At 40.0% G+C, this 19,387-nt stretch carries 21 protein-coding genes and 7 tRNA genes; 16 read left to right on the forward strand and 12 right to left on the reverse strand.

Annotation, left to right across the window (positions count from 1 at the left end; genetic code table 11):
• Window positions 1-345: 345 nt before the first annotated feature.
• The 3 genes from ACGHEH_RS16425 to ACGHEH_RS16435 form a co-directional block, all read right to left on the reverse strand.
• Complete coding sequence (locus tag ACGHEH_RS16425) at window positions 346-765, reverse strand: methyl-accepting chemotaxis protein (protein ID WP_390447427.1); 420 nt, start codon at window positions 763-765, stop codon at window positions 346-348.
• Between the two features lie 273 nt (window positions 766-1,038).
• Window positions 1,039-1,671: a HAMP domain-containing protein gene (locus ACGHEH_RS16430; protein ID WP_390447430.1), complete on the reverse strand. Its 633-nt coding sequence runs from the start codon at window positions 1,669-1,671 to the stop codon at window positions 1,039-1,041.
• Window positions 1,672-1,817: 146 nt separating this feature from the next.
• Window positions 1,818-2,186 (reverse strand): hypothetical protein, encoded by a 369-nt coding sequence (locus ACGHEH_RS16435; RefSeq protein WP_390447432.1) that lies wholly within the window; start codon window positions 2,184-2,186, stop codon window positions 1,818-1,820.
• Between the two features lie 199 nt (window positions 2,187-2,385).
• Here ACGHEH_RS16435 and ACGHEH_RS16440 point away from each other — a divergent pair, with 199 nt between their 5' ends.
• The gene (locus ACGHEH_RS16440; RefSeq protein ID WP_390447435.1) at window positions 2,386-3,288 is read left to right on the forward strand and encodes a DMT family transporter; all 903 of its coding nucleotides are present in this window, start codon (window positions 2,386-2,388) and stop codon (window positions 3,286-3,288) included.
• On the opposite strand, the gene ACGHEH_RS16445 is transcribed toward ACGHEH_RS16440, so the two are convergent.
• Complete coding sequence (locus ACGHEH_RS16445; protein WP_390447438.1) at window positions 3,285-3,986, reverse strand: hypothetical protein; 702 nt, start codon at window positions 3,984-3,986, stop codon at window positions 3,285-3,287. The two genes, ACGHEH_RS16440 and ACGHEH_RS16445, sit on opposite strands and share 4 nt — an antisense overlap.
• 139 nt (window positions 3,987-4,125) lie before the next feature.
• Between ACGHEH_RS16445 and ACGHEH_RS16450 the strand changes: the two genes are divergently transcribed.
• Together ACGHEH_RS16450 and ACGHEH_RS16455 are read left to right on the forward strand one after the other, a co-directional pair.
• Window positions 4,126-5,574, forward strand: a complete 1,449-nt coding sequence (locus ACGHEH_RS16450) for an ATP-binding protein (RefSeq protein WP_390447441.1) — start codon at window positions 4,126-4,128, stop codon at window positions 5,572-5,574.
• Entirely contained in the window at window positions 5,575-6,261 is a 687-nt protein-coding gene (locus tag ACGHEH_RS16455) for a response regulator (protein WP_390447444.1), read from the forward strand.
• 43 nt (window positions 6,262-6,304) lie between these two features.
• Here ACGHEH_RS16455 and ACGHEH_RS16460 read toward each other — a convergent pair whose 3' ends face one another.
• Window positions 6,305-7,888 (reverse strand): LysM peptidoglycan-binding domain-containing protein, encoded by a 1,584-nt coding sequence (locus ACGHEH_RS16460; protein ID WP_390447447.1) that lies wholly within the window; start codon window positions 7,886-7,888, stop codon window positions 6,305-6,307.
• Between the two features lie 79 nt (window positions 7,889-7,967).
• Window positions 7,968-8,729 carry a hydroxyacylglutathione hydrolase gene (gene gloB, locus ACGHEH_RS16465; RefSeq protein ID WP_390447450.1) on the reverse strand — a complete coding sequence of 254 codons (762 nt, stop codon included), beginning with the start codon at window positions 8,727-8,729 and terminating at the stop codon, window positions 7,968-7,970.
• Between the two features lie 51 nt (window positions 8,730-8,780).
• Between gloB and ACGHEH_RS16470 the strand changes: the two genes are divergently transcribed.
• Entirely contained in the window at window positions 8,781-9,533 is a 753-nt protein-coding gene (locus ACGHEH_RS16470; protein WP_390447453.1) for a class I SAM-dependent methyltransferase, read from the forward strand.
• Between the two features lie 9 nt (window positions 9,534-9,542).
• Here ACGHEH_RS16470 and rnhA read toward each other — a convergent pair whose 3' ends face one another.
• Window positions 9,543-10,010 (reverse strand): ribonuclease HI, encoded by a 468-nt coding sequence (gene rnhA / locus ACGHEH_RS16475; protein WP_138484728.1) that lies wholly within the window; start codon window positions 10,008-10,010, stop codon window positions 9,543-9,545.
• 70 nt (window positions 10,011-10,080) lie between these two features.
• Here rnhA and dnaQ point away from each other — a divergent pair, with 70 nt between their 5' ends.
• From dnaQ to ACGHEH_RS16520, 9 genes are all read left to right on the forward strand, one after another.
• A complete protein-coding gene (gene dnaQ, locus ACGHEH_RS16480) occupies window positions 10,081-10,791 on the forward strand; it encodes a DNA polymerase III subunit epsilon (RefSeq protein WP_390447457.1) in 711 nt (236 codons plus the stop codon).
• 12 nt (window positions 10,792-10,803) lie between these two features.
• A complete protein-coding gene (locus tag ACGHEH_RS16485; protein WP_390447460.1) occupies window positions 10,804-12,168 on the forward strand; it encodes a TIGR03503 family protein in 1,365 nt (454 codons plus the stop codon).
• A 98-nt stretch (window positions 12,169-12,266) separates the two neighbouring features.
• A tRNA-Asp gene (locus tag ACGHEH_RS16490) sits at window positions 12,267-12,343 on the forward strand.
• A 28-nt stretch (window positions 12,344-12,371) separates the two neighbouring features.
• Window positions 12,372-12,448, forward strand: a tRNA-Asp gene (locus ACGHEH_RS16495).
• A 38-nt stretch (window positions 12,449-12,486) separates the two neighbouring features.
• A tRNA-Asp gene (locus ACGHEH_RS16500) sits at window positions 12,487-12,563 on the forward strand.
• A 24-nt stretch (window positions 12,564-12,587) separates the two neighbouring features.
• Window positions 12,588-12,664, forward strand: a tRNA-Asp gene (locus ACGHEH_RS16505).
• A 27-nt stretch (window positions 12,665-12,691) separates the two neighbouring features.
• Window positions 12,692-12,768: transfer RNA gene (locus ACGHEH_RS16510), tRNA-Asp, on the forward strand.
• A 28-nt stretch (window positions 12,769-12,796) separates the two neighbouring features.
• Window positions 12,797-12,873, forward strand: a tRNA-Asp gene (locus ACGHEH_RS16515).
• A 52-nt stretch (window positions 12,874-12,925) separates the two neighbouring features.
• Window positions 12,926-13,002, forward strand: a tRNA-Asp gene (locus ACGHEH_RS16520).
• 129 nt (window positions 13,003-13,131) lie between these two features.
• On the opposite strand, the gene ACGHEH_RS16525 is transcribed toward ACGHEH_RS16520, so the two are convergent.
• Together ACGHEH_RS16525 and ACGHEH_RS16530 are read right to left on the reverse strand one after the other, a co-directional pair.
• The gene (locus tag ACGHEH_RS16525) at window positions 13,132-13,857 is read right to left on the reverse strand and encodes a glutathione peroxidase (RefSeq protein ID WP_390447463.1); all 726 of its coding nucleotides are present in this window, start codon (window positions 13,855-13,857) and stop codon (window positions 13,132-13,134) included.
• Between the two features lie 131 nt (window positions 13,858-13,988).
• Entirely contained in the window at window positions 13,989-15,179 is a 1,191-nt protein-coding gene (locus ACGHEH_RS16530) for a flagellar assembly protein T N-terminal domain-containing protein (protein WP_390447466.1), read from the reverse strand.
• Window positions 15,180-15,286: 107 nt separating this feature from the next.
• Here ACGHEH_RS16530 and ACGHEH_RS16535 point away from each other — a divergent pair, with 107 nt between their 5' ends.
• Complete coding sequence (locus ACGHEH_RS16535) at window positions 15,287-15,754, forward strand: LPP20 family lipoprotein (RefSeq protein WP_138483462.1); 468 nt, start codon at window positions 15,287-15,289, stop codon at window positions 15,752-15,754.
• 31 nt (window positions 15,755-15,785) lie between these two features.
• Here ACGHEH_RS16535 and flgN read toward each other — a convergent pair whose 3' ends face one another.
• The 3 genes from flgN to flgA all read right to left on the reverse strand — a co-directional run bounded on the left by flgN (window position 15,786) and on the right by flgA (window position 17,305).
• A complete protein-coding gene (flgN, locus tag ACGHEH_RS16540; RefSeq protein WP_390447469.1) occupies window positions 15,786-16,214 on the reverse strand; it encodes a flagellar export chaperone FlgN in 429 nt (142 codons plus the stop codon).
• Window positions 16,207-16,530 (reverse strand): flagellar biosynthesis anti-sigma factor FlgM, encoded by a 324-nt coding sequence (gene flgM, locus ACGHEH_RS16545; RefSeq protein WP_390447472.1) that lies wholly within the window; start codon window positions 16,528-16,530, stop codon window positions 16,207-16,209. The genes flgN and flgM overlap by 8 nt, the downstream gene beginning before the upstream one ends.
• Window positions 16,531-16,597: 67 nt before the next feature.
• Window positions 16,598-17,305 (reverse strand): flagellar basal body P-ring formation chaperone FlgA, encoded by a 708-nt coding sequence (gene flgA, locus ACGHEH_RS16550; protein WP_390447475.1) that lies wholly within the window; start codon window positions 17,303-17,305, stop codon window positions 16,598-16,600.
• A gap of 140 nt (window positions 17,306-17,445) precedes the next feature.
• Here flgA and ACGHEH_RS16555 point away from each other — a divergent pair, with 140 nt between their 5' ends.
• Both ACGHEH_RS16555 and ACGHEH_RS16560 read left to right on the forward strand, forming a co-directional pair.
• On the forward strand, window positions 17,446-18,378 hold the full coding sequence (locus ACGHEH_RS16555; protein ID WP_138483454.1) for a chemotaxis protein CheV: 933 nt from the start codon (window positions 17,446-17,448) through the stop codon (window positions 18,376-18,378).
• A 17-nt stretch (window positions 18,379-18,395) separates the two neighbouring features.
• Complete coding sequence (locus ACGHEH_RS16560; RefSeq protein WP_390447479.1) at window positions 18,396-19,229, forward strand: CheR family methyltransferase; 834 nt, start codon at window positions 18,396-18,398, stop codon at window positions 19,227-19,229.
• Window positions 19,230-19,387: the final 158 nt, after the last annotated feature.

Below are 19,387 nucleotides of genomic sequence, written 5' to 3' on the forward strand. Positions count from 1 at the left end.
TGAGTAAATAACTACACCCTCAACTCTAGCTAAACTAGCTTATTTCACCTTGCGTAAAAGAGTGGGTTCACTTCGTTCACTGTCGCTAGCTTTTTACACCTTTCTTGCGCAAAGTAAATGTATTCGCTTTGCTCGCTGTCATTAACTTTGCACTTTACTTGCACGTAATACGTAGTCATCAACTTCACACTTAATCCTAAAAAAGCTCTGCTTCTTGATGGGATAGGTTACCTCTTAGGTCTTCAAACATTTTCGTTAGGTCTCGATTTGCATTTGCCACAGTACGGGATACGTTGTTGCTTTACGCCAATTACTTATAATTGTCAGAAATGACTTGGAGTTGAATTAATGTTTCATGAAGCGTTTCTGTATTTTTGTTTGCTCACTGGCAGAGTCTGTAACTTGCTGGTTTAGACTTTTCATTTGCTCCATTTCTTGGAGAATCTCCTTCAATGCTATTTGTGCATCTTGGCTCTTCTCTGTGTTATCAGCTGTTATTTTAATTTCATGCTGTATTGCAGATATAGCCTGTTTTGATGCAGCCTGAAGTTCATCTATAACAGAGGTAATACTCATTGTTGATTGCTGTGTTTTAGAAGCAAGGCTTCGTACCTCATCTGCCACAACAGCAAAGCCTCTGTCTGCTTCTCCAGCTCTTGCTGCTTCGATTGCAGCATTGAGTGCGAGTAAGTTAGTTTGTTCTGAGATAGAACCAATCATATCGAGTACACCACTAACACTTGCAGCTTTGGATTCTAAAGACACGATGACGATCGATATTTTCTACCTCTCTAACAAGCTCCTTCATGCCATTAGCCGACAGCTCCATAGTATTTCCGCAGTTATTCGCTTTTTGTGTAACTAGGGTAGTTGATTGCAAAGCTTGTTGAGTAAGCCTTTGCAACCTTGATGCAATTTCAGATAATCCATTAATGGTACTTTCCATAGTTTGAGAACATGCGACTTGTTCTTCTGATCATGTGCTTATTTTATTACTAACGTGATCTATTGCTTCAAATGCATCTTCAACTTCTTCTTTTACAACAGATATGTTTGAGACAGCTTCAACAATATGATTTTTATTTCCGTTATGGCTTGACTGAGTTGACCTACTTCATCATTAAAAGGGTAATCCATGTGCAAATCATATTTCCCATTAGAGATCTCAACTGTTTTATCTATTAAGTCTCGAAGAGGTAAGATAATTGCTTTGTGTATAAAAATTAGAATACCGACTATTGCAACTATCGCTATGAAGAATGACATTATTGGATTGACAGTCGTAACAATAAAGTGCTTAGTTACTACGCTTCTTTTGTCTATAAGTCCTTTAGCGAAATTTCTGTCAATGCCTCTTACCATTGTATCGCCTTGTTTATAGTTTTTATTTAGAACAAAGCTCCTCTGAGCTTTCTCATAAGCTTTTAGCATAGTTTGGTGCTGATTAATAAATCGAGTAGTCCAATCTCTTTCTTCAAAAGTTTGCAGTTGCTTCAAATCTTTATGCACACTTTTATGAAGAGAAAGGAATTCTTGCCAATACTTTTCTTCATTTCTGAGTAGAAGGCTTTTCCATGCTTGAACTTGGCTTTTGAAAGATGATTCTGCGTTGGTAATTAGAATAATGCGTTGCTGTTCTTTGTTGACTAAGGATTGGTAATCCCAAATCAAAAATTCAAGTTTTAAGATGCTGAATGTATTTGCAGCTAAGATTAAAGAAACACTTAAAATTATAGGGACCGCAACCTTACTTTTTATTCATAACACTCACCACTAGATTTGGGTTTTAAAAGTGTGAGTGACATTCTTTATTTTGTCTAATTCGTATTCGAGTTATTTACTTTAAGCTGGTTGTAAGTTCTGAGGCTCATAATCATTAAAGTCGCAGCAATTAAGCCGCTTACCATATGGTGAATAACAAGATGACTGGCTAGAAAGGCAGGAACATCACTGAAGTCGTCAATAAATAGCATTTTTCCGATAAAAGCAATGTAAACGCTGGTGTGCCCCCAAACTGCTATTTTAAATTTTTTTCTAAATCTATTTATCAACCACTCTGAAAGTTTTTTGTGCATGACTTTTAAAAGTAGCAAGCCAATAAAAGCAGTCACTATAGATAATATGCCAAAGCCAAGAATTGATAGTTTGATAAGAACAGCGGTGATGATATAGACGGTAATTGTCATGGTGCCTCCGAATGAAGGGTCATGATATTAAAAATTGCAGATATGTCTATCAGATGTATATGTTGATTAAAGCAGTTATTATCTTCATTAATGTATCGTTACATAAAACTGTTTGATAAGACTAATACAGCGATAACATTTGAGCATTTTAGTCAGTATAATTTCGCCCTCTTCAATGTTTTATTCCCAAGGAAAAGTTATGCCCGTGCAGGGGTCGTATCTATTTGTGATCTTAGTTTGGTCAACAACACCGCTTGGTATTGTCTGGAGCGCCGAGACTATGCCACCGACACTAAGTGTTTTTCTACGTATGTTTATTGCATTGGTGCTTGCCATCATCACTGTGTTTACTCTAAAAATACATGTGCCGTGGTCGAAAAAGTCCTGCTTGTTATATTTCTATTCTGCTGCTGGCATAGTAGTGGGTATGCTTTTCAGCTATTTGGCAGCTCAGACTGTGCCTTCCGGTGTGATTTCTCTTGTGTTTGGCCTTGCGCCAATAATCTCGGGTCTTTTTGCGCAAAAAATATTATCAGAACACGCTTTTACACCCGTCAAACTTAGTGCCTTATTGTTCTCTATACTCGGCTTGTTTTTAGTGTGTAAAACGCAAATTCAGCAATTGGATGTACCTGTTGAAGGGATTATCTATGTGCTCATGGCAGTAACAAGTTTTAGTTTAAGTGGCGTCATGATTAAGACAGTACCAATTGCAATACACCCAATGGCAACAACGCTAGGAGCATTGGCATTTGTGACGCCTGTTTTTGCAATGATTTGGTTAGCAGCAGGTGGTGAGATTAATTATGAGCATTGGCAAATGAAGTCTATTTTAGCAACGGGTTACTTAGCACTTTTTGGCTCATTGTTAGGGTTCTTAGCTTATTTTCATGTGCTGCAAAAATTACCGGCAAGCACAGTTGCCCTGACTACTTTGATCACCCCTGTTTTTGCAGTAAGTCTGGGCGCGTTATTGAATGATGAAGTTTTAACGTCATCGCTTTTAATTGGCGGCACTATGATATTGCTTAGCTTATTTCTTTATCAGTTTGGCGATAAGTATATCAAACGAAACAAGCTAGAAGCGGTTGAAAAGGCCTAAATCTTCAAAAGTGTACACACGGTTTCAACACGTGTCTGAAAACAGCTAGCGATGAGTAATACGCGTTGATGCGCATTGTCTAGCTGTTCATTTACTTTCTCCTTAACTAAAAACTGACATATCGCATGTAATAGACCCGGTTCGCTTTGCTGAGACGTTTTTGACTGTATTTCAATAAGGGCTAAAAGAGCAGTAAGTTCATGATCTGGCAATGTGGCTAAGTTATGATTAAATGCAAGATAACAATCGATAGGGCGCATGCTTTGATGATTCTTATGCCCAAGAGCGTGAGCAAGTGATTCATTTCTTTCAAATAGCATAAGAGACCTTAAAAAGTTAAACGGCCATTGTGTTTGCTGAGCGTTAGAGCAAAGTGCATGAATAACCGTGTTACCTTGTCTGTTAGCTTGCTTATAGCCCTCAATTTCAGTGAGTGCATTCGAGAAAAATGCCAGTCGCTCTAATGTATTAATACCAGTGATCAGTCCTTCAGGAAGTGCCTCTTTTGTTGTGATTAGCTGCTTGCAAAGATCTTGAAAGAATATATAGGTCTCTTGGTTCTTGGTTGCCTGCTCGAAGCAGAACTTTAATACAAGCACGCAATCAGAGTCGCTAAGTTGGCTATAGAACTCAGGCAGTTTATCTACTTGTTGTGATTTTATATAAGAAATGAATCTCTGAAGTGTTTGGTTTTGCACTGTATTCGGGATCTTTTTTAAATTTAGTTTATAGTAGCAAATTCGAGGCTTAGGAAAACAATAAACTGCGCCTGTTACTTCCACATTCTTTACACATTCATGGCAGAACATGATCTTGAGTCAATTTTTTGAAGTTAAAATGAAGACGCTTAGATTACCTATTCGCATAAAAATATTAATTATGCTGCTGTTAGCTAATTCAACATTGGTGTTGGCTATATTTGTGGCTAATCAGATAGCATTTGATAAAAGCTTTTCTGACTATGTACAAAGTCAAACTAAAGCGCGCCTAGAGCCCGTCATTGAAGCCTTCCAACAAACAATGGAAACGCAACAGAATGTTGACTGGCTAGATAGAAGATCGCCACATTGGAAAAACTTAATGCGAACTTACCATCAAGTAAGTGCCGCCAATGAGGCCTTACCTAAAAAACGTCCAAAGCCTAGCAAGGATATGCGCCCACCTCCTCGAGGAGAGCGAAGAGGCAGGGGACCCTCAGATAAGCTATTTTTTAAAGCGCCAGATGGTACATTATTGGTAGGAAGGCCCTCTATGGTTAAGGATGCACTCTGGTTACCTGTTTATTGGCCAGATAAAAAAGAGCACAAGTTAGGATATATAGGCGTTGAAAATGGCTCGATGGTAACGGGAAAGTTTGAAACATTATTTGCTAAGCAGCAGCGTCAACACTTCGTTGTCATTGCTATTATTGCTTTTGTAGTGACTTTTTTACTGTCTATCCCTTTTAGTAAATATTTAGTTAGGCCAATACTTGCATTAAGGCAAAGAACAAAAAACCTCACCAGTGGGGATTACTCGTTATCAAAACAAATCATTCGCAGAGATGAATTAGGTCAGCTTGAAAGTGACATGAACTTGCTGGCAAAAACACTGGCTGAAAATTTGACTGCTCGACAACGTTGGATAGCTGATATTTCTCATGAATTAAGAACCCCGATTGCGGTCATTAAGGCTGAAATTGAGGGCATGATTGACGGCGTCATTGAAGCAGATGAAGCGCAGCTTAATTCATTGCATGAAGAGATCATGCGACTTACTAAATTAGTTAACGATCTTCACCAGCTTTCGATGTCAGATAGGGGGTCGTTGTCCTATGAAAAGTCGCAAATGGTGTTGCCTGAACTCATAGAGCGCAGTCTTGAAAAAAGAAAAAGTGAACTGAGTCACTTTGATTTACAGTTTGACTTCAGCCGCAGATGCTTCTTGTTCTGTGATGCACATCGTATGGGACAGTTATTCGATAACTTATTGCAGAACACATTACGCTATACTGATGCATCGTCAGAAAAAAAGGGAATGTTAGATATTAAGGTGAACAGAATTGGGCAAGGAGTCCAAGTTATATGGCAAGATAGCAGCCCAGGAGTAGGCTCTGAACAGCTGTCACACCTTTTTGATAGACTGTACAGAACAGACTCAGCCAGAAACCGTAAAACGGGTGGTTCAGGACTTGGTTTGGCGATATGCCAGAATATTATTATGGCGCATAATGGCGAAGTTCACGCAGAGCAAAGTACGCTTGGTGGATTAAAATTGACGATAGAATTCAAATATAAGGAAAATTAAATGGTGACTGCAGATTCGGTCCTTATTGTTGAAGATGAAGAAAAGCTGGCTGCGATTTTAGCAAAATACTTATCAGCTTCAGGCTTTAAATGTCATGTCGTTACTGATGGTGGCGAAGTAATGACAGCATTTGAGCGCTATAAGCCTTGTATGGTGCTGTTAGACATCATGTTACCTAACGTTGACGGTATAACTTTGTGTAAGCAGATCAGGGCTCAAAGCCAGATGCCCATCATTATGACGACTGCTAAGGTTGAAGAAATTGATAGGCTGATTGGTCTTGAAGTTGGTGCGGATGATTATGTCTGTAAGCCATATAGCCCAAGAGAAGTTGTAGCCAGGGTAAAAGCTATTATGCGTCGAGTAAATTATATTGCAGAGCAAAACCACGAAGCTCTTCATGGCTTAGAAGTTGATGAGCAAACATTTATGGCAAGGTTCAACAATGAAAGCATTGCACTCACACACGTTGAGTTTCTATTGCTTAAAGCCATGTATGTACACCCAGGGCGTATTTTCAGTCGTGATAAACTGATGGATCATATTTATTCAGACGACCGGATAGTCAGCGATAGAACGGTTGATAGTCACATCAAGAAACTTCGTAAAAAATTACAAAGCATTGCACCTGAAGCCAATTTTATTCACTCGATTTATGGAGCCGGCTATAAGTTCGAGCCTATCTAAAAAGAAAAGCACCCTTGGGTGCTTTTCTTTTTAGTACATCTTTTTAAGACGTGCGTTTTACATCGACTTTTAGCTTTAACTTTTGCCCCGGCTGAAGATATTTTTGTCCAGATAAATTATTCCACTCGACAATTTCTTTTACCGTTAGTTTAAACTTGGAAGCAATACGGGCTAAAGAATCACCACGCCTAACCTTGTAAGTAATGGTTCGGGTAGTAGACACTAATCCGGTAGGTTTGCTCTTTGCTTTTGTTTGATAAATCGTGAGCTTTTGGCCGAGCTTTAATACGCTGTTGGTTTTAAGCTTATTCCAGTTAGCAAGTTGCTTTACTGTTACATCATACTCTCGGCTGATATCCCACAATGTGTCACCAGATTTCACTGTATGTGTTTTTTTAGCTCGCGTAGATTTATTCGCGGCTACTCTGACAGATTCTGGTAAGTGCTCACTATTGATTTTTCCATCGCTTAGAGGAACAAGTAGCTTTTGGTTAACACGGATAATGTGGGTATCAAGCTTATTAAGAGATTGAATGGTTTTACTGCTCGTCGAAAACTTTTTAGCAATCACAGATAGAGTGTCACCGCGTTTCACCGTGTAATATTGCCAACGCAATCTGTCTTTTACTGGTGTTTGCGCGAGTTTGTCTTTAAATGCGTCCGCTTTATCAATTGGGATCAGTAATTGATGTGGACCCTCAGGTGCGGTTGCCCAGCGGTTAAAGCCTGGGTTTAAACGGTATAATTCAGTGAGGCTTAAACCAGCCATGTCAGCGGCAAGCGCTAAATCAATTTGTGAGCCAACATCGACAATCTCAACTACCTGAGCATTAATAATTGGCTTCCAAGTAACATTGAACTCTTCTTGTCGCTTTAATAGATCTGATAACGCCAGTAGCTTTGGTACGTAAGCCGTCGTTTCTCTTGGTAAATCAAGCGACCAAAAATCCGTAGGTAAATGCTTTTTACGATTCTTTCTGATGGCTTTTAAGACGCGCCCTTCACCTGAGTTGTATGCTGCAATGGCATTCAGCCAGTCACCTTCTAAAGTTTTATGCAGGTAACTCAAATAGTCTAAAGCTGCACGCGTTGACTGTACTATGTCTCGGCGACCGTCATACCACCAATTCTGATGTAAGTTAAAACGCTCTCCCGTCTGTGGCATAAACTGCCAGATACCTGACGCGCTTCTATGCGAGTAGCCGAATGGGTCGAACGCACTTTCAACGATGGGGAGTAAAGCGATCTCGATCGGAATTTGGCGTTTTTCTACTTCTTCAACAATAAAGTATAAATACGGCTCTGCACGCTTTGATATACGGTCTAAATATTTTTGATGGCGTTGATAATAGTTTCTCTCAGCTACAACAGGGCGGTTTTGGGGCACTGGAATTGAGAGTTGGTAACGAATACGTTCCCAAACATCATCGAATACAGGAGCCGGCTCGTCTGCTTCTACCGGCTCTGTGATTGAATTAGCAAGCGCTTCGCTAATATCTAAAGGGCTTGCTAGGTTCTTATTAGCAGCCGTATTGGTGATCTCTGATTGATCTTTTGGTGTGTCAGTTAGGGTTTGGCAACCCGTTAACAATGAGAGCGTTAAAACTAAACTTGCAGACTTTTTCATAGTGATTCATATTCGAGCAAAAACCGCTCGATTCTACAGATTCTCTTGCGTTATTTAAAGTAATCACATGGTAACTTGGTTAAAATTCATCTTTCCAAGCCCTTAAAGCTGCAAATTTTTGCCAGTTTTCATTTGTATCTTGAATTAAATGCTTAGGTACATGTGCAAGGCTATTTTCTTCAAAGGCTCTTAAAAAGGGATTTACAGCCCGCTCAAGGCCAAAATGTGTCGGTAAACTTGGCTGATTACCATCTCGAAGCTTTTGTATTTTTTCGATATACGCTAATAAGTCTGCATTGTTAGGTTCAACAGCTAAAGCAAATTTAAGGTTGGCTTGTGTGTATTCATGGGTGCAGTAGATAAGCGTTTCATCGCTATATTCGGTAAACTTTCCTAAAGAGTGCCACATCATTTCAGCGTCGCCTTCGAATAATCGACCACAGCCTGCACTAAACAAGGTATCACCGGTAAAGCAAAAAGCATCATTCATATAACAAATGTGGTCTAAGGTGTGCCCTGGCGTTGAGATGATTTTAAACTTTGTATCGGCAACAGTTATTTCATCACTATCATTTAATTTGTGTGAGATACCTTCAAAAGGGGAGTTCTCAGGGCCATAAACAGGAATGTTTTTGAACGCCTTAAGTAAAGCCTCAACACCATTGGTATGATCCCAGTGGTGATGAGTTATCAAAATGCCTGCCAGCGTTGTGTCAGTTTGTTTTAAATAGTCAAACACAGGTTCAGCTTGCCCAGGGTCAACAACCCAGACTGTATTTTCTTTTCTCAATGCCCATATATAGTTATCAGAAAAAGCTTTAATTGGATCAACTTGCACCATAAGTATTTGCTCTATAAAGTGTAGATAGGTTTAGTATAACGAGCATCAATAATGAAACCAGCACTAAGTTTTCGGTCTGGACCAAAACCATTAACTTGGTCTGATTTTCCACATGGCGATTATATAAAAGTCGGCTTAGAGCGAAGAATGAAATCTTGGTTACCGAGGATGTTCGGATATCACTTACTTAAACTTGGTTCATTAAGTGGCCAACTTGATACATCAAAATGTGTGATCCCTCATCAAGTGAATGTATCTCCTCATCAATGTAAGAAAACCAGTGTGGTTGCTGAAATTGATGAACTGCCTTTTTCGGAGCACAGTGTTGATGTTTGTGTGCTGGCTCACAGTTTAGAATATGAAAGTGATCCTCATCATATTCTGCGTGAAGCGCATCGTACTTTAATTCCTGGCGGCTATTTGGTTATTTCAGGGTTTAACCCATTCAGTTTGTGTGGATTGGCAAATTTATTGCCGTTTAGCTCACAAAAGCTGCCGTGGTCAGGGCGCTTTTTTACCCCTGCTCGAGTAAAAGATTGGTTAGATTTATTGGGGTTCGAAATAATCAGTGATGAGCGCTTTGTCTATGCGTCGTTGGCTCGTGGCAGCCGTTTATCCCGTTTTGCGCCTTGGCGGCGTTTTTGTCGTCATTATTTAAAGCCCATGGGCAGCTGTTATATGCTGGTGGCACGAAAGCGGGTCGCACCTTTAACACCAATTAAACCTAAGTGGCACGCAAGGCCCAAATGGGCTCCTGCTGTTAAAAATGCGGGGCTTAGACAAACTCGAGACAAGCCTAATTAACAACAAAATTTAAGCTGCTTGATATCCTTCATCTTCAAGCAGTTTTGAACTACCCGCCGCTTCTCTGGCCAAGTCATCTACTATTTCATTATATTTATTGCCACTGTGACCTTTTACCCAACGCCACTCTATGTCATGTCTTTGACAGGCCTCATCGAGGCGCTTCCATAAATCAACGTTTTTAACTGGCTTCTTTGCGGAAGTCAGCCAGTTACGTTTTTTCCAACCTGCAACCCAAGACTCGATACCTTGTTTAACATATTGGCTGTCGGTATGTAGCACGACTGTGCAAGGTCGTTTAAGGGTTTCGAGTGCAACAATGGCAGCGAGCATCTCCATTCTATTATTGGTAGTGAGTTTATAGCCCTGAGAAAGCGTTTTTTCATGGCCTTGATAATGAAGATAAATGCCATACCCACCAGGTCCTGGGTTGCCCAAGCATGAACCATCGGTATAAATCTCTACGCTTTTTTGCACGAATTAGCCTGTTTTTATGTAGAATAAAGTGATTAGTTGCTAACAATAGCAAAGTTAACAGGCAGACGATATGTTAAAGAGACAAATAGTCCTGGATACTGAAACCACAGGTATCGATCCGAAAGCAGGGCATAGGATCATTGAAATTGGGTGTGTTGAACTCATTAATCGCCGTTTAACAGGAAATAACTTTCATGTTTATATCAACCCTCAGCGTGATATTGAAGAGGAGGCAATCGATGTTCATGGTATCACCAATGAATTTTTAAGAGATAAGCCGCTTTATCATCAAATAGCACAAGAGTTTTTTGATTATATAAAAGGGGCTGAGCTCATTATTCATAATGCACCGTTCGACGTCGGCTTTATGGATAATGAATTTGCGCTGTTACAGCAAGGCTACCCAAACACTCATGAGTATTGCGAAGTGTTAGATACGCTTGTGATGGCGAGAAATCTGCATCCAGGGCAGAAAAATAATCTTGATGCATTATGCCGACGCTATGACATAGATAACGCCAAACGTACGCTTCACGGCGCATTACTGGATTCAGAGATCCTTGCTGACGTTTATCTAGCAATGACGGGTGGTCAAGTAAAAATGAACTTGGCAAATAATACCGAAGACACATCGCAAACTGATAACACCAGTATTCGACGTTTGGCTGATAACCGTCCGGCACTTAAAGTTGTTAAGGCTTCTGCCGATGAAGTAATAGCGCATGAAGAAAGGCTGAAAGTCGTTAATAAAAATGGCGAGACTCTTTGGCAACAAAATTAAGGTAAATTTTATATGAAGCGATTATTGTTAGTGCTGTTCTTATTGTTTGTTCATGAATGTATTGCACTTACAACAGCCCCATCTATTACGCTGTTGAAGAATAATCGCAAAGTAAATGAAGTTCCGCTATTAGATAACCGTTTCCGTATTGATCATAAAGTAGAAAAAATTACACTGCTTTTCTTTCGGAAGCCGGGTTCACCGGCGGTTATCTTAGTCAAACCTGATGGCAGTAAATATTACGCGCATCATTCTATGAAAGATGAAATGCTAGAGTGGTACGATGAAGCAAGCTATGACCTTATTACCATAGAAAACCCAACGCCAGGTCCTTGGCAGGTAATAGGTAGAGTGCAACCCGATAGCCGAATTATGGTGCTAGGTGACATTGAGCTGGTGGTAGAGCCATTACCTAAACTGATGTTTAGGGGAGAAACACTAAAAGTGACGGGTCAAGTAACGAACGATGATAAGCCTATTGATGTTGGCTATTTTCGTGATGTGGTCAGTCTAATTGTCGAGTTCGTGAGTACCAACAATGATCAATATGACAATTTTGGGGCTGGCACACAAAGTGTCACCGAGTTTAAAGATGATGGTCGCGAATTTGATGAAAGACCAATGGATGGTATTTTTACCGGAGAATTTAAACTTGTTTTTCCCGCCGGTGAGTGGCAGCCAGAGTTCTATATTGAAACGCCCATTCTTAAACGAAGGGTAGTACAAGCGCCCATCGTTATTGCAGAGCCACCCTTTGAGTTTGATTTGACGCTCGCCAGCAATGCTACAGCCAGTCATGAACTGTTGATTAAGTTAGATCAAAATATCATTAAACCTGAAACGGTTATTTTTCAAGGCAAGATCTTTTATCCAAACGGTGAAGAGCAAATCTTTACGATTAACCCAGAAGCGCGCCTTTACCGTAAATTAGAAGTAAGTAATTACGATTGGGGTCGTTATCAAATTGAGTTTTCTGTCTTTGGTGAAAATATCAATGGTCGAGAGTTTATGGCCAGATTACCTGTTTATAACTTTGAGATTGAAAGACCAATTGAGAAGGTGCCTGAGTTACAAGCGCCAAAAGTAAACCCTTTACTTGCTAAATTACCTCTCCAAGAGCCTGAACCCACTTTGAGCACAGGGGCGTTAATCACAATTATTGCTGTTGGTAATATTTTTATTATGTTAATTGGTTGGTTGGTGATTAGAATCTTTGTTCAGAGGAAGCCAATTAAGCTGAAAATTAAATTACCGTCATTCAAGAAAAAGCAATCGACAACAGAACAGGATGACGACAAAGTTAACGCAAATGATCCGAATGGTTCAAAAAATAACAAATCAGGTGATATTTTGAACCTTTCTATGGATGGAGACTAAAAAAGACAGTTTTTTTAAAAAAAACAGTTGACTCTAAACAGGTCGATTCGTATTATTCACGCCGCTGTCAGGGAGCAACCTGGCAACAAGAATAAAGCGGAGTGGTAGTTCAGTTGGTTAGAATACCGGCCTGTCACGCCGGGGGTCGCGGGTTCGAGTCCCGTCCACTCCGCCAATTATTCTAAAAATTTGTAAGTCGCGCTGGAGTGGTAGTTCAGTTGGTTAGAATACCGGCCTGTCACGCCGGGGGTCGCGGGTTCGAGTCCCGTCCACTCCGCCAATCTTACAAAATGCCTTTAGGCACCCTTTCCTAAGTGTGGAGTGGTAGTTCAGTTGGTTAGAATACCGGCCTGTCACGCCGGGGGTCGCGGGTTCGAGTCCCGTCCACTCCGCCAATTAGGAAAAGATTAAAACTCAGTGGAGTGGTAGTTCAGTTGGTTAGAATACCGGCCTGTCACGCCGGGGGTCGCGGGTTCGAGTCCCGTCCACTCCGCCAACGTTTTAATCGAAATTATTTGCTCGTGGAGTGGTAGTTCAGTTGGTTAGAATACCGGCCTGTCACGCCGGGGGTCGCGGGTTCGAGTCCCGTCCACTCCGCCAATGCAAATAAAAAATAAGGTATCTCTGCGGAGTGGTAGTTCAGTTGGTTAGAATACCGGCCTGTCACGCCGGGGGTCGCGGGTTCGAGTCCCGTCCACTCCGCCATTAGATATCTAAGAGTCACACCAGAACTGGCTCTATAAATACCCACCACTGCGGAGTGGTAGTTCAGTTGGTTAGAATACCGGCCTGTCACGCCGGGGGTCGCGGGTTCGAGTCCCGTCCACTCCGCCACTCATTTGATTATTCATATCACTACTACTCTAAACTTCTATATTTTAATCACAGTAAAATAACTTCCTTGTTATTATTAGCTTAATTTAATTTGCTCAATAGAGTATTATCAATAGTTTGTACAAGTTATCAGAAATGCGACAGTATCGCTTCTGAGTCACCAATATACTTTCCAGAGATAAATGCTTGCGGCACTGTTTCTTGGCCTGAAATCGCTTTTAAACTTGTTAGGCTAGCGTCACGGCCTAATACAATCTCTTCGAATTGGATGCCTTTACTGATCAGGTGTGCTTTAGCTTTCTCACAATAGCCACATCCAGGTTTGGTAAACAAGCTCACAGGCTGAGGCTTTTCACACTCTGGGTTGATGTAATCAAGCATGGTATCAGCATCAGACACTTCGAAAGGGTCGCCAGGTAAATCAGGCTCAATGAACATTTTTTCAATAACACCATCTTTAACCAGCATAGAGTAACGCCAGCTTCGTTTACCAAAGCCTAAGTCAGCCTTATCGACAAGCATGCCCATCCCATCCGTGAACTCTCCATTACCATCAGGGAGTAGGGTGATGTTGTCAGCTTCTTGATCTTTCGCCCAGGCGTTCATAACAAAAGTATCGTTTACTGATAAACAAATTATGTCATCAACGCCATTTTGTTTGAATGCATTTGCCAGCTCGTTATAACGTGGTAGGTGTGTCGATGAACAGGTTGGTGTAAATGCACCTGGTAAAGAAAACACAACCACGGTTTTACCTTTAAAAAGTTGCTCTGTAGTGACAGTGTGCCAGTCATTACCAATTCTCACAGGAAATGATACAGAGGGTATTGTTTGTCCTTCACGAATTTCTAGCATATTAACTTCCTCATAGTTGAATGCCTTTATTATCTATAGTGCGTATTTAGATTAAAGTAATTAAAACAAATAAGGGCAATCTAAAAACTAGATTACCCTTATTTTATTGTCTGAATTGTGAGTATATGAAGTTACTTTAACGTGAATGATTCTGGCTCTTTAACAACTACCTTAATGACGTCATTTAGCTGAATATTACTCAAAGGTCTGTCACTTAAGTTTCTAGCGATGGCACTTTGCGCATTCACTTGTTCAACTACAACTTGTTCAATGGTTTGAATATGATGCGAAAACTGCATGCCATTTGCCGCAGTCAAATTGCTTCTGTGAAGGATTGAAAGTACTTGCCCCGCTTCTAGTCCATGGCTTTGCCCTAAGTTAATCACCACTCTATCAGAGTCGATCATTAATATTTTGCCGGTTGTTTTCAGGCAACTTACTGCGGTATTTAGGTCTTGACTGACCTTATTGTAAATAGTTTGAATTTTTTGACCATAATCGGTTCGCCAAAACTCTTCACTATTTACATTCACAACCTGAGTTTTTTTATGTGGCCAAATACCTTGAACACTGTAATGTTGAGACCAGACTTGATCGTTAGTCTGCGAATCAAATAACGCAAAATCAATTTTAAAGTTGCGCATATATGCTTCACTTTCCCAAAATGCGTAATCGTTGTTCATTTTTCGGCCTTGAGAAATATCTGTTATTTGACTCAGCAATACGTACTGACTATTACTACTGCGACTTAACGTATCAATTAAGTTGGCGTTATACTCAAACTGCTGTGCGAAGAAAGCCCTGACATCTAATTTTCGATCGATATATGGGATCATTTTCACGCCTAAATTTCGCTCATTTAAAGTATTAAATAAGCGCTGTGAACTGGCTTTAGGGATGTCAAAAATTTGACCTAGCCTAGCTTGATCTGGGTGTGTCAATTGGCTTTGTGTGACAGTAATCTGTTTATTAAATTTTGACTCAAGACACTGTGCTTGCTGGGGAATAATATCTAGATGTAGCGTGACAGAGTATTGCTCGCCTTGTTGTTGTTCATTTATTAAGTTCACATGTTGTATCTGACCATGGGTTTTGATCTTTAATTCATCTTGCTCGAGAACACCATCGGCAACTGTTTGAACGCTAGACACCGTAGCACCAGAGAATATCAAAGCTTGGGTTATGGCATCTTTGACAGCCATTTGTCTCGCTGAAGACGTGTCACCATCAACTATGCCGCCATAACCGACTACCTCAAACCATTCCGCTTTTACATGAGCGCAGAATGCAAGTAGTGCAATTATTAGAATATGTTTCATCATTTCGATTCCAAACTGATTCGCTTAATATATCAAAAGCAATAGACGTACCAGCTTTGTTGGCGTGAAAAATGCATTGCATGGACAGACTTTAATTTGGTGTGTTTATTATGAAGGCGAAAAACGTTTTTTATTCATCATTGGTAACATGTTCTATTCTACTTTCAGGCTGTAGCTCAGTATTTGATAAGCATATAGAGTATGCCTACGAAGAGCCAGATTATTATCCTGTTTTACGAGCTGTGGGGTATGCGCCTTTGAGCAGTCAACCTGGTGAAACGGATGCGCAAAAGATGTTGATGGCAATTAAAGTGTCTAAACTAGAAGCATACAGGGAGCTTGCCGAGCAAGTACATGGGCAAAAGCTCACATCAACAATGACTGTAAAAGGTGCAATAGCTCAAACGGATGGCTTATCGAGCAAAGTCGGCGGTTTAATTAAAGGCGCGAAAATAGTGAAAACATACTCTGTCGGTGATACTTACGCAACAGAATTAGAGCTAGATATGAAAAAAGTACACGAGCTGTATATTAGTGCTATAAAACCAAGAAAAGTAAAGCGTGTGATCTATTACTAACCAAAGAATGTGATTAGTAATTTCTCAAGTATTAGGCTTTTAAGTTTTTAACAAACTCAGAGTTCTCACTTATCACACCACCATCTTGTCCATAAGTAACAGAAGTGGGGGCACCGATTAATATATTTTTAAGCTCCTTAACTGCAAGCTGGGCCTGATGTGCAGCCTGAGCATTAACCTCATTTTGCTTCTTACATTTAAGTAGTAAAGAATTTACAGATTCTGTTAAAGGTTTAATTTGTTCAGTTTTAAATATATCTTGGTTAAAACCCGAAAGTTCTTTATCTAACTTTTGAATGGTATTAAGAAGAGTAAGTTTTTCACGTGCGATGTCTTTTAAGCCATCGCCTTTTTTGCTAGCAAGACATGCTAGCTCTGCATCTAAAAGCTGGGTCAAAGCGTTAAGGTGCTGTAATTGGTTTTCTAACTTATGATGACAAAGGTTTATTTGATCATCCATACACGTCAAACTCAAACGCCGCAATATTCTTAGCTAATTTTTCAGCATCAACCTGATATTTACCTTCACTGATAGCTTTCTTTAGTTCCTCAACTTTTTTGCTGTCAAAAGAAGGCGATTGTTGCGCTTTTTCTTGCAAACTTTTTAGTTGTTGTGCTTGTGGTGTTAAACTCACAGAGTCAGTTGCAGCCTTTTGAGGGGCTTTAGCTGTTTCAGCTGTCACGTTCGCATCAGACTTTTGTAAACCAGTTTTTTGTTGCTTGATATTATCAAGCACACTGTTCGGCTGAGATTGCCCTTTTATATTATTAACCATGATAATTGACCCAAAAATTACTCATGCCTATCTATCGACCTGTTTGCTTATAACTTTAGTAAAAAAGTTAAATATTAACCTCGACAGATTCTACATCTTTTACTCTTGCGGAGATAGTTTTTCCAGACTTTTGATTTTTAACTCTTATTTGTTCACCAACATTTCCATCTTGAAGTGCCACGCCCGTTGTTTTTATCGTTAAAGTGCGAGTTTTAGCATAAATTGTTACGCTATCGCCTTTGCAAACCATACAGATATGATGGAGTCCAATGGCTGTACCCGCTCTAATTACTCGTTTACTTCTACTACCAACCAGATACTGCTCAGTGTCTAAATTACTAGCCCTAACAAAATGCTTAGGTTTGTACTCAATACTGATAGATTCTTTGGTAATTAATTCTCCTTTATTAATTGCTTGAGTTGTCACTATGACAGGGTGAAGCTCTTCAATTCTGACATGCACAAATTGAGTCCAGCCTGATATATCTTCGCACTTCACTTGCACGGTAACTTGCCGGTTAAAAGGCGGACTGGCGTTAGTCGAGTGGTATAAAGGACTCTCACACACGCGCTCTGATAATCGAGCATCTAGCGGTAATGCTTTGATTGTTGTTTTAATATCAGGGTTTAGCTCAATTTGTTGAGCAATGAACCTTTCAGCTCCCTTTTCTAAATTGGTGTTCGTATAAATTTGTGCTTGGCATATATAGCTGGCTAGAAAACAAGCCATTGCACAAAAAATCTCATATGATTTGGTTTTTTTTAACAAACTCATGATGTTTCGACTATGCTTATCAGGAGAAACAAGGTATAAAGATTTTGCGTGAAATACCATATTCCTTCAAGGTGCTTCTATGATTAGTATCCTGAAAAGCGTATGATATTACCAAGATGACCGATATGTAGGAGATTGAAATGGCAGGTGTTTTAGACTCTGTAAACCAACGTACACAGTTGGTTGGGCAAAACCGCCTAGAGTTGCTACTTTTTCGACTGAGAGGTCGTCAAAGATTTGGCATCAATGTATTTAAAGTTAGAGAAGTGCTTCAATGCCCACCCCTCACCAGTATGCCGAAATCAAATTCTTACATTCGCGGTGTAGCCCATATTCGTGGTCAAACTATTTCTGTTATTGATATGTCTTTAGCAGTAGGTGGTCCACCCATCGAAAACATTAAAGACTGCTTTATCATTATTGCTGAATATAATCGTTCTGTTCAGGGCTTTTTGGTTGGTGCGGTTGAAAGAATCGTTAATATGAACTGGGAGAAAATTATGCCGCCACCAGATGGTGCGGGCAGGTACTCTTATTTAACGGCAGTGACAGAAATTGAAAATGAATTAGTTGAAATACTAGACGTAGAAAAAATTCTTAACGAGATATGTCCCGTTAATACCGAAGTCAGCGAAGAAATAGTGTCTGATGGCGAGATGCAAAAAGACCTAGGCGAGCGAATTGTATTTATTGCTGATGACTCTGCAGTTGCAAGAAATCAGGTTAAGCGTGCGCTAGAGCCGTTAGGTGTTCAAACAGAATTAGCAAAAAATGGCAAAGAAGCCTTAATTAGGCTAAAAGAGATAGCAGAAGTTGATTGTCAAAATGACATCACTGAGCGTGTAGGTTTACTTATTTCAGACGTAGAAATGCCTGAGATGGATGGTTACACGCTAACAGCGGAAATTAAAGCAGACCCGAAATTAGCCCCTTTGCATGTAATTTTACACACTTCATTAAGTGGGGTGTTTAATCAGGCTATGATTGAAAAAGTTGGTGCTGATGATTTTATTGCAAAGTTTAACCCTGATGAATTAGCAACAGCGGTTAAAAAATGGGTTCATTGTGACTAGATAACGGCGGTAGTATCTTGGAAAATAAAAACCTTCAACAAGGCGAATATGACCAGTTCAGAACCTTCTTAGAGCAGCAATGCGGGATTGTTCTCGGAGATAACAAACTTTATTTGGTAAAAAGCCGTTTAGCTCCTTTGATGGCTCGCTTTGGTGTGGACTCTCTTTCAGCGCTTGTCGCTAAGACACTGAGCCCTCATGAACGTCAGCTAAGAGCTGCTGTTGTTGATGCCATGACCACAAACGAAACTCTCTGGTTTAGAGATACTTATCCTTTTGAGTTGTTGAAAAGTAAAATATACCCAGAATTGAAAGACACTCGAAGGGGGGTAAAAATCTGGTCAGCGGCAAGCTCTTCAGGCCAGGAGCCATACTCTATTGCGATGGCGACACAGGAGTATCAGTCTCAAAACCCAGGCGCACTGAAAATGGGTGTACAAATTGTTGGTACTGACATTTCAAATACCATGCTTGATATGTGTAAAAATGCAGAGTACGACTCATTGGCCTTAGCACGAGGGTTATCCGTTGAGCGTCGTCAAAAATTTTTTCAAGACAGTGGCAACGGCATGGCACGAGTTGTTGACCCAATAAAAAGAATGGTTAATTTTAGGCACCTTAATTTGCTAGATTCATATTCTTTAATGGGGAAGTTTGACGTTATCTTTTGCAGAAATGTACTGATTTACTTCTCGCCAGAAGTGAAAGCTAAGATTATTTCTCAGTTTGCACAAGCTTTAAATCCTAGAGGTTACTTGTTTTTAGGGGCATCTGAATCTATGGCTGGGCTCAGTGATGAGTTTGAAATGATACGTTGTAATCCGGGGATTATTTACCGTAAAAAAACATAATAAATACTAAGCGGCAACCTACTTGCCGCTTTTTTTATATCTTAAGAGTGTCACCTCAAATCTTTCTAGCTGTATCCTTTTTCTTATCTCATTGAAATTTATATATTTTATTTTGGCCCGTTTATTGCTTTTACTTGGTAGAGTCAATTTTTTGGAGT

Origin of the sequence: Pseudoalteromonas sp. MTN2-4, assembly GCF_042848605.1 — a bacterium.
In the GTDB taxonomy this organism is placed as follows: Bacteria; Pseudomonadota; Gammaproteobacteria; order Enterobacterales; family Alteromonadaceae; genus Pseudoalteromonas.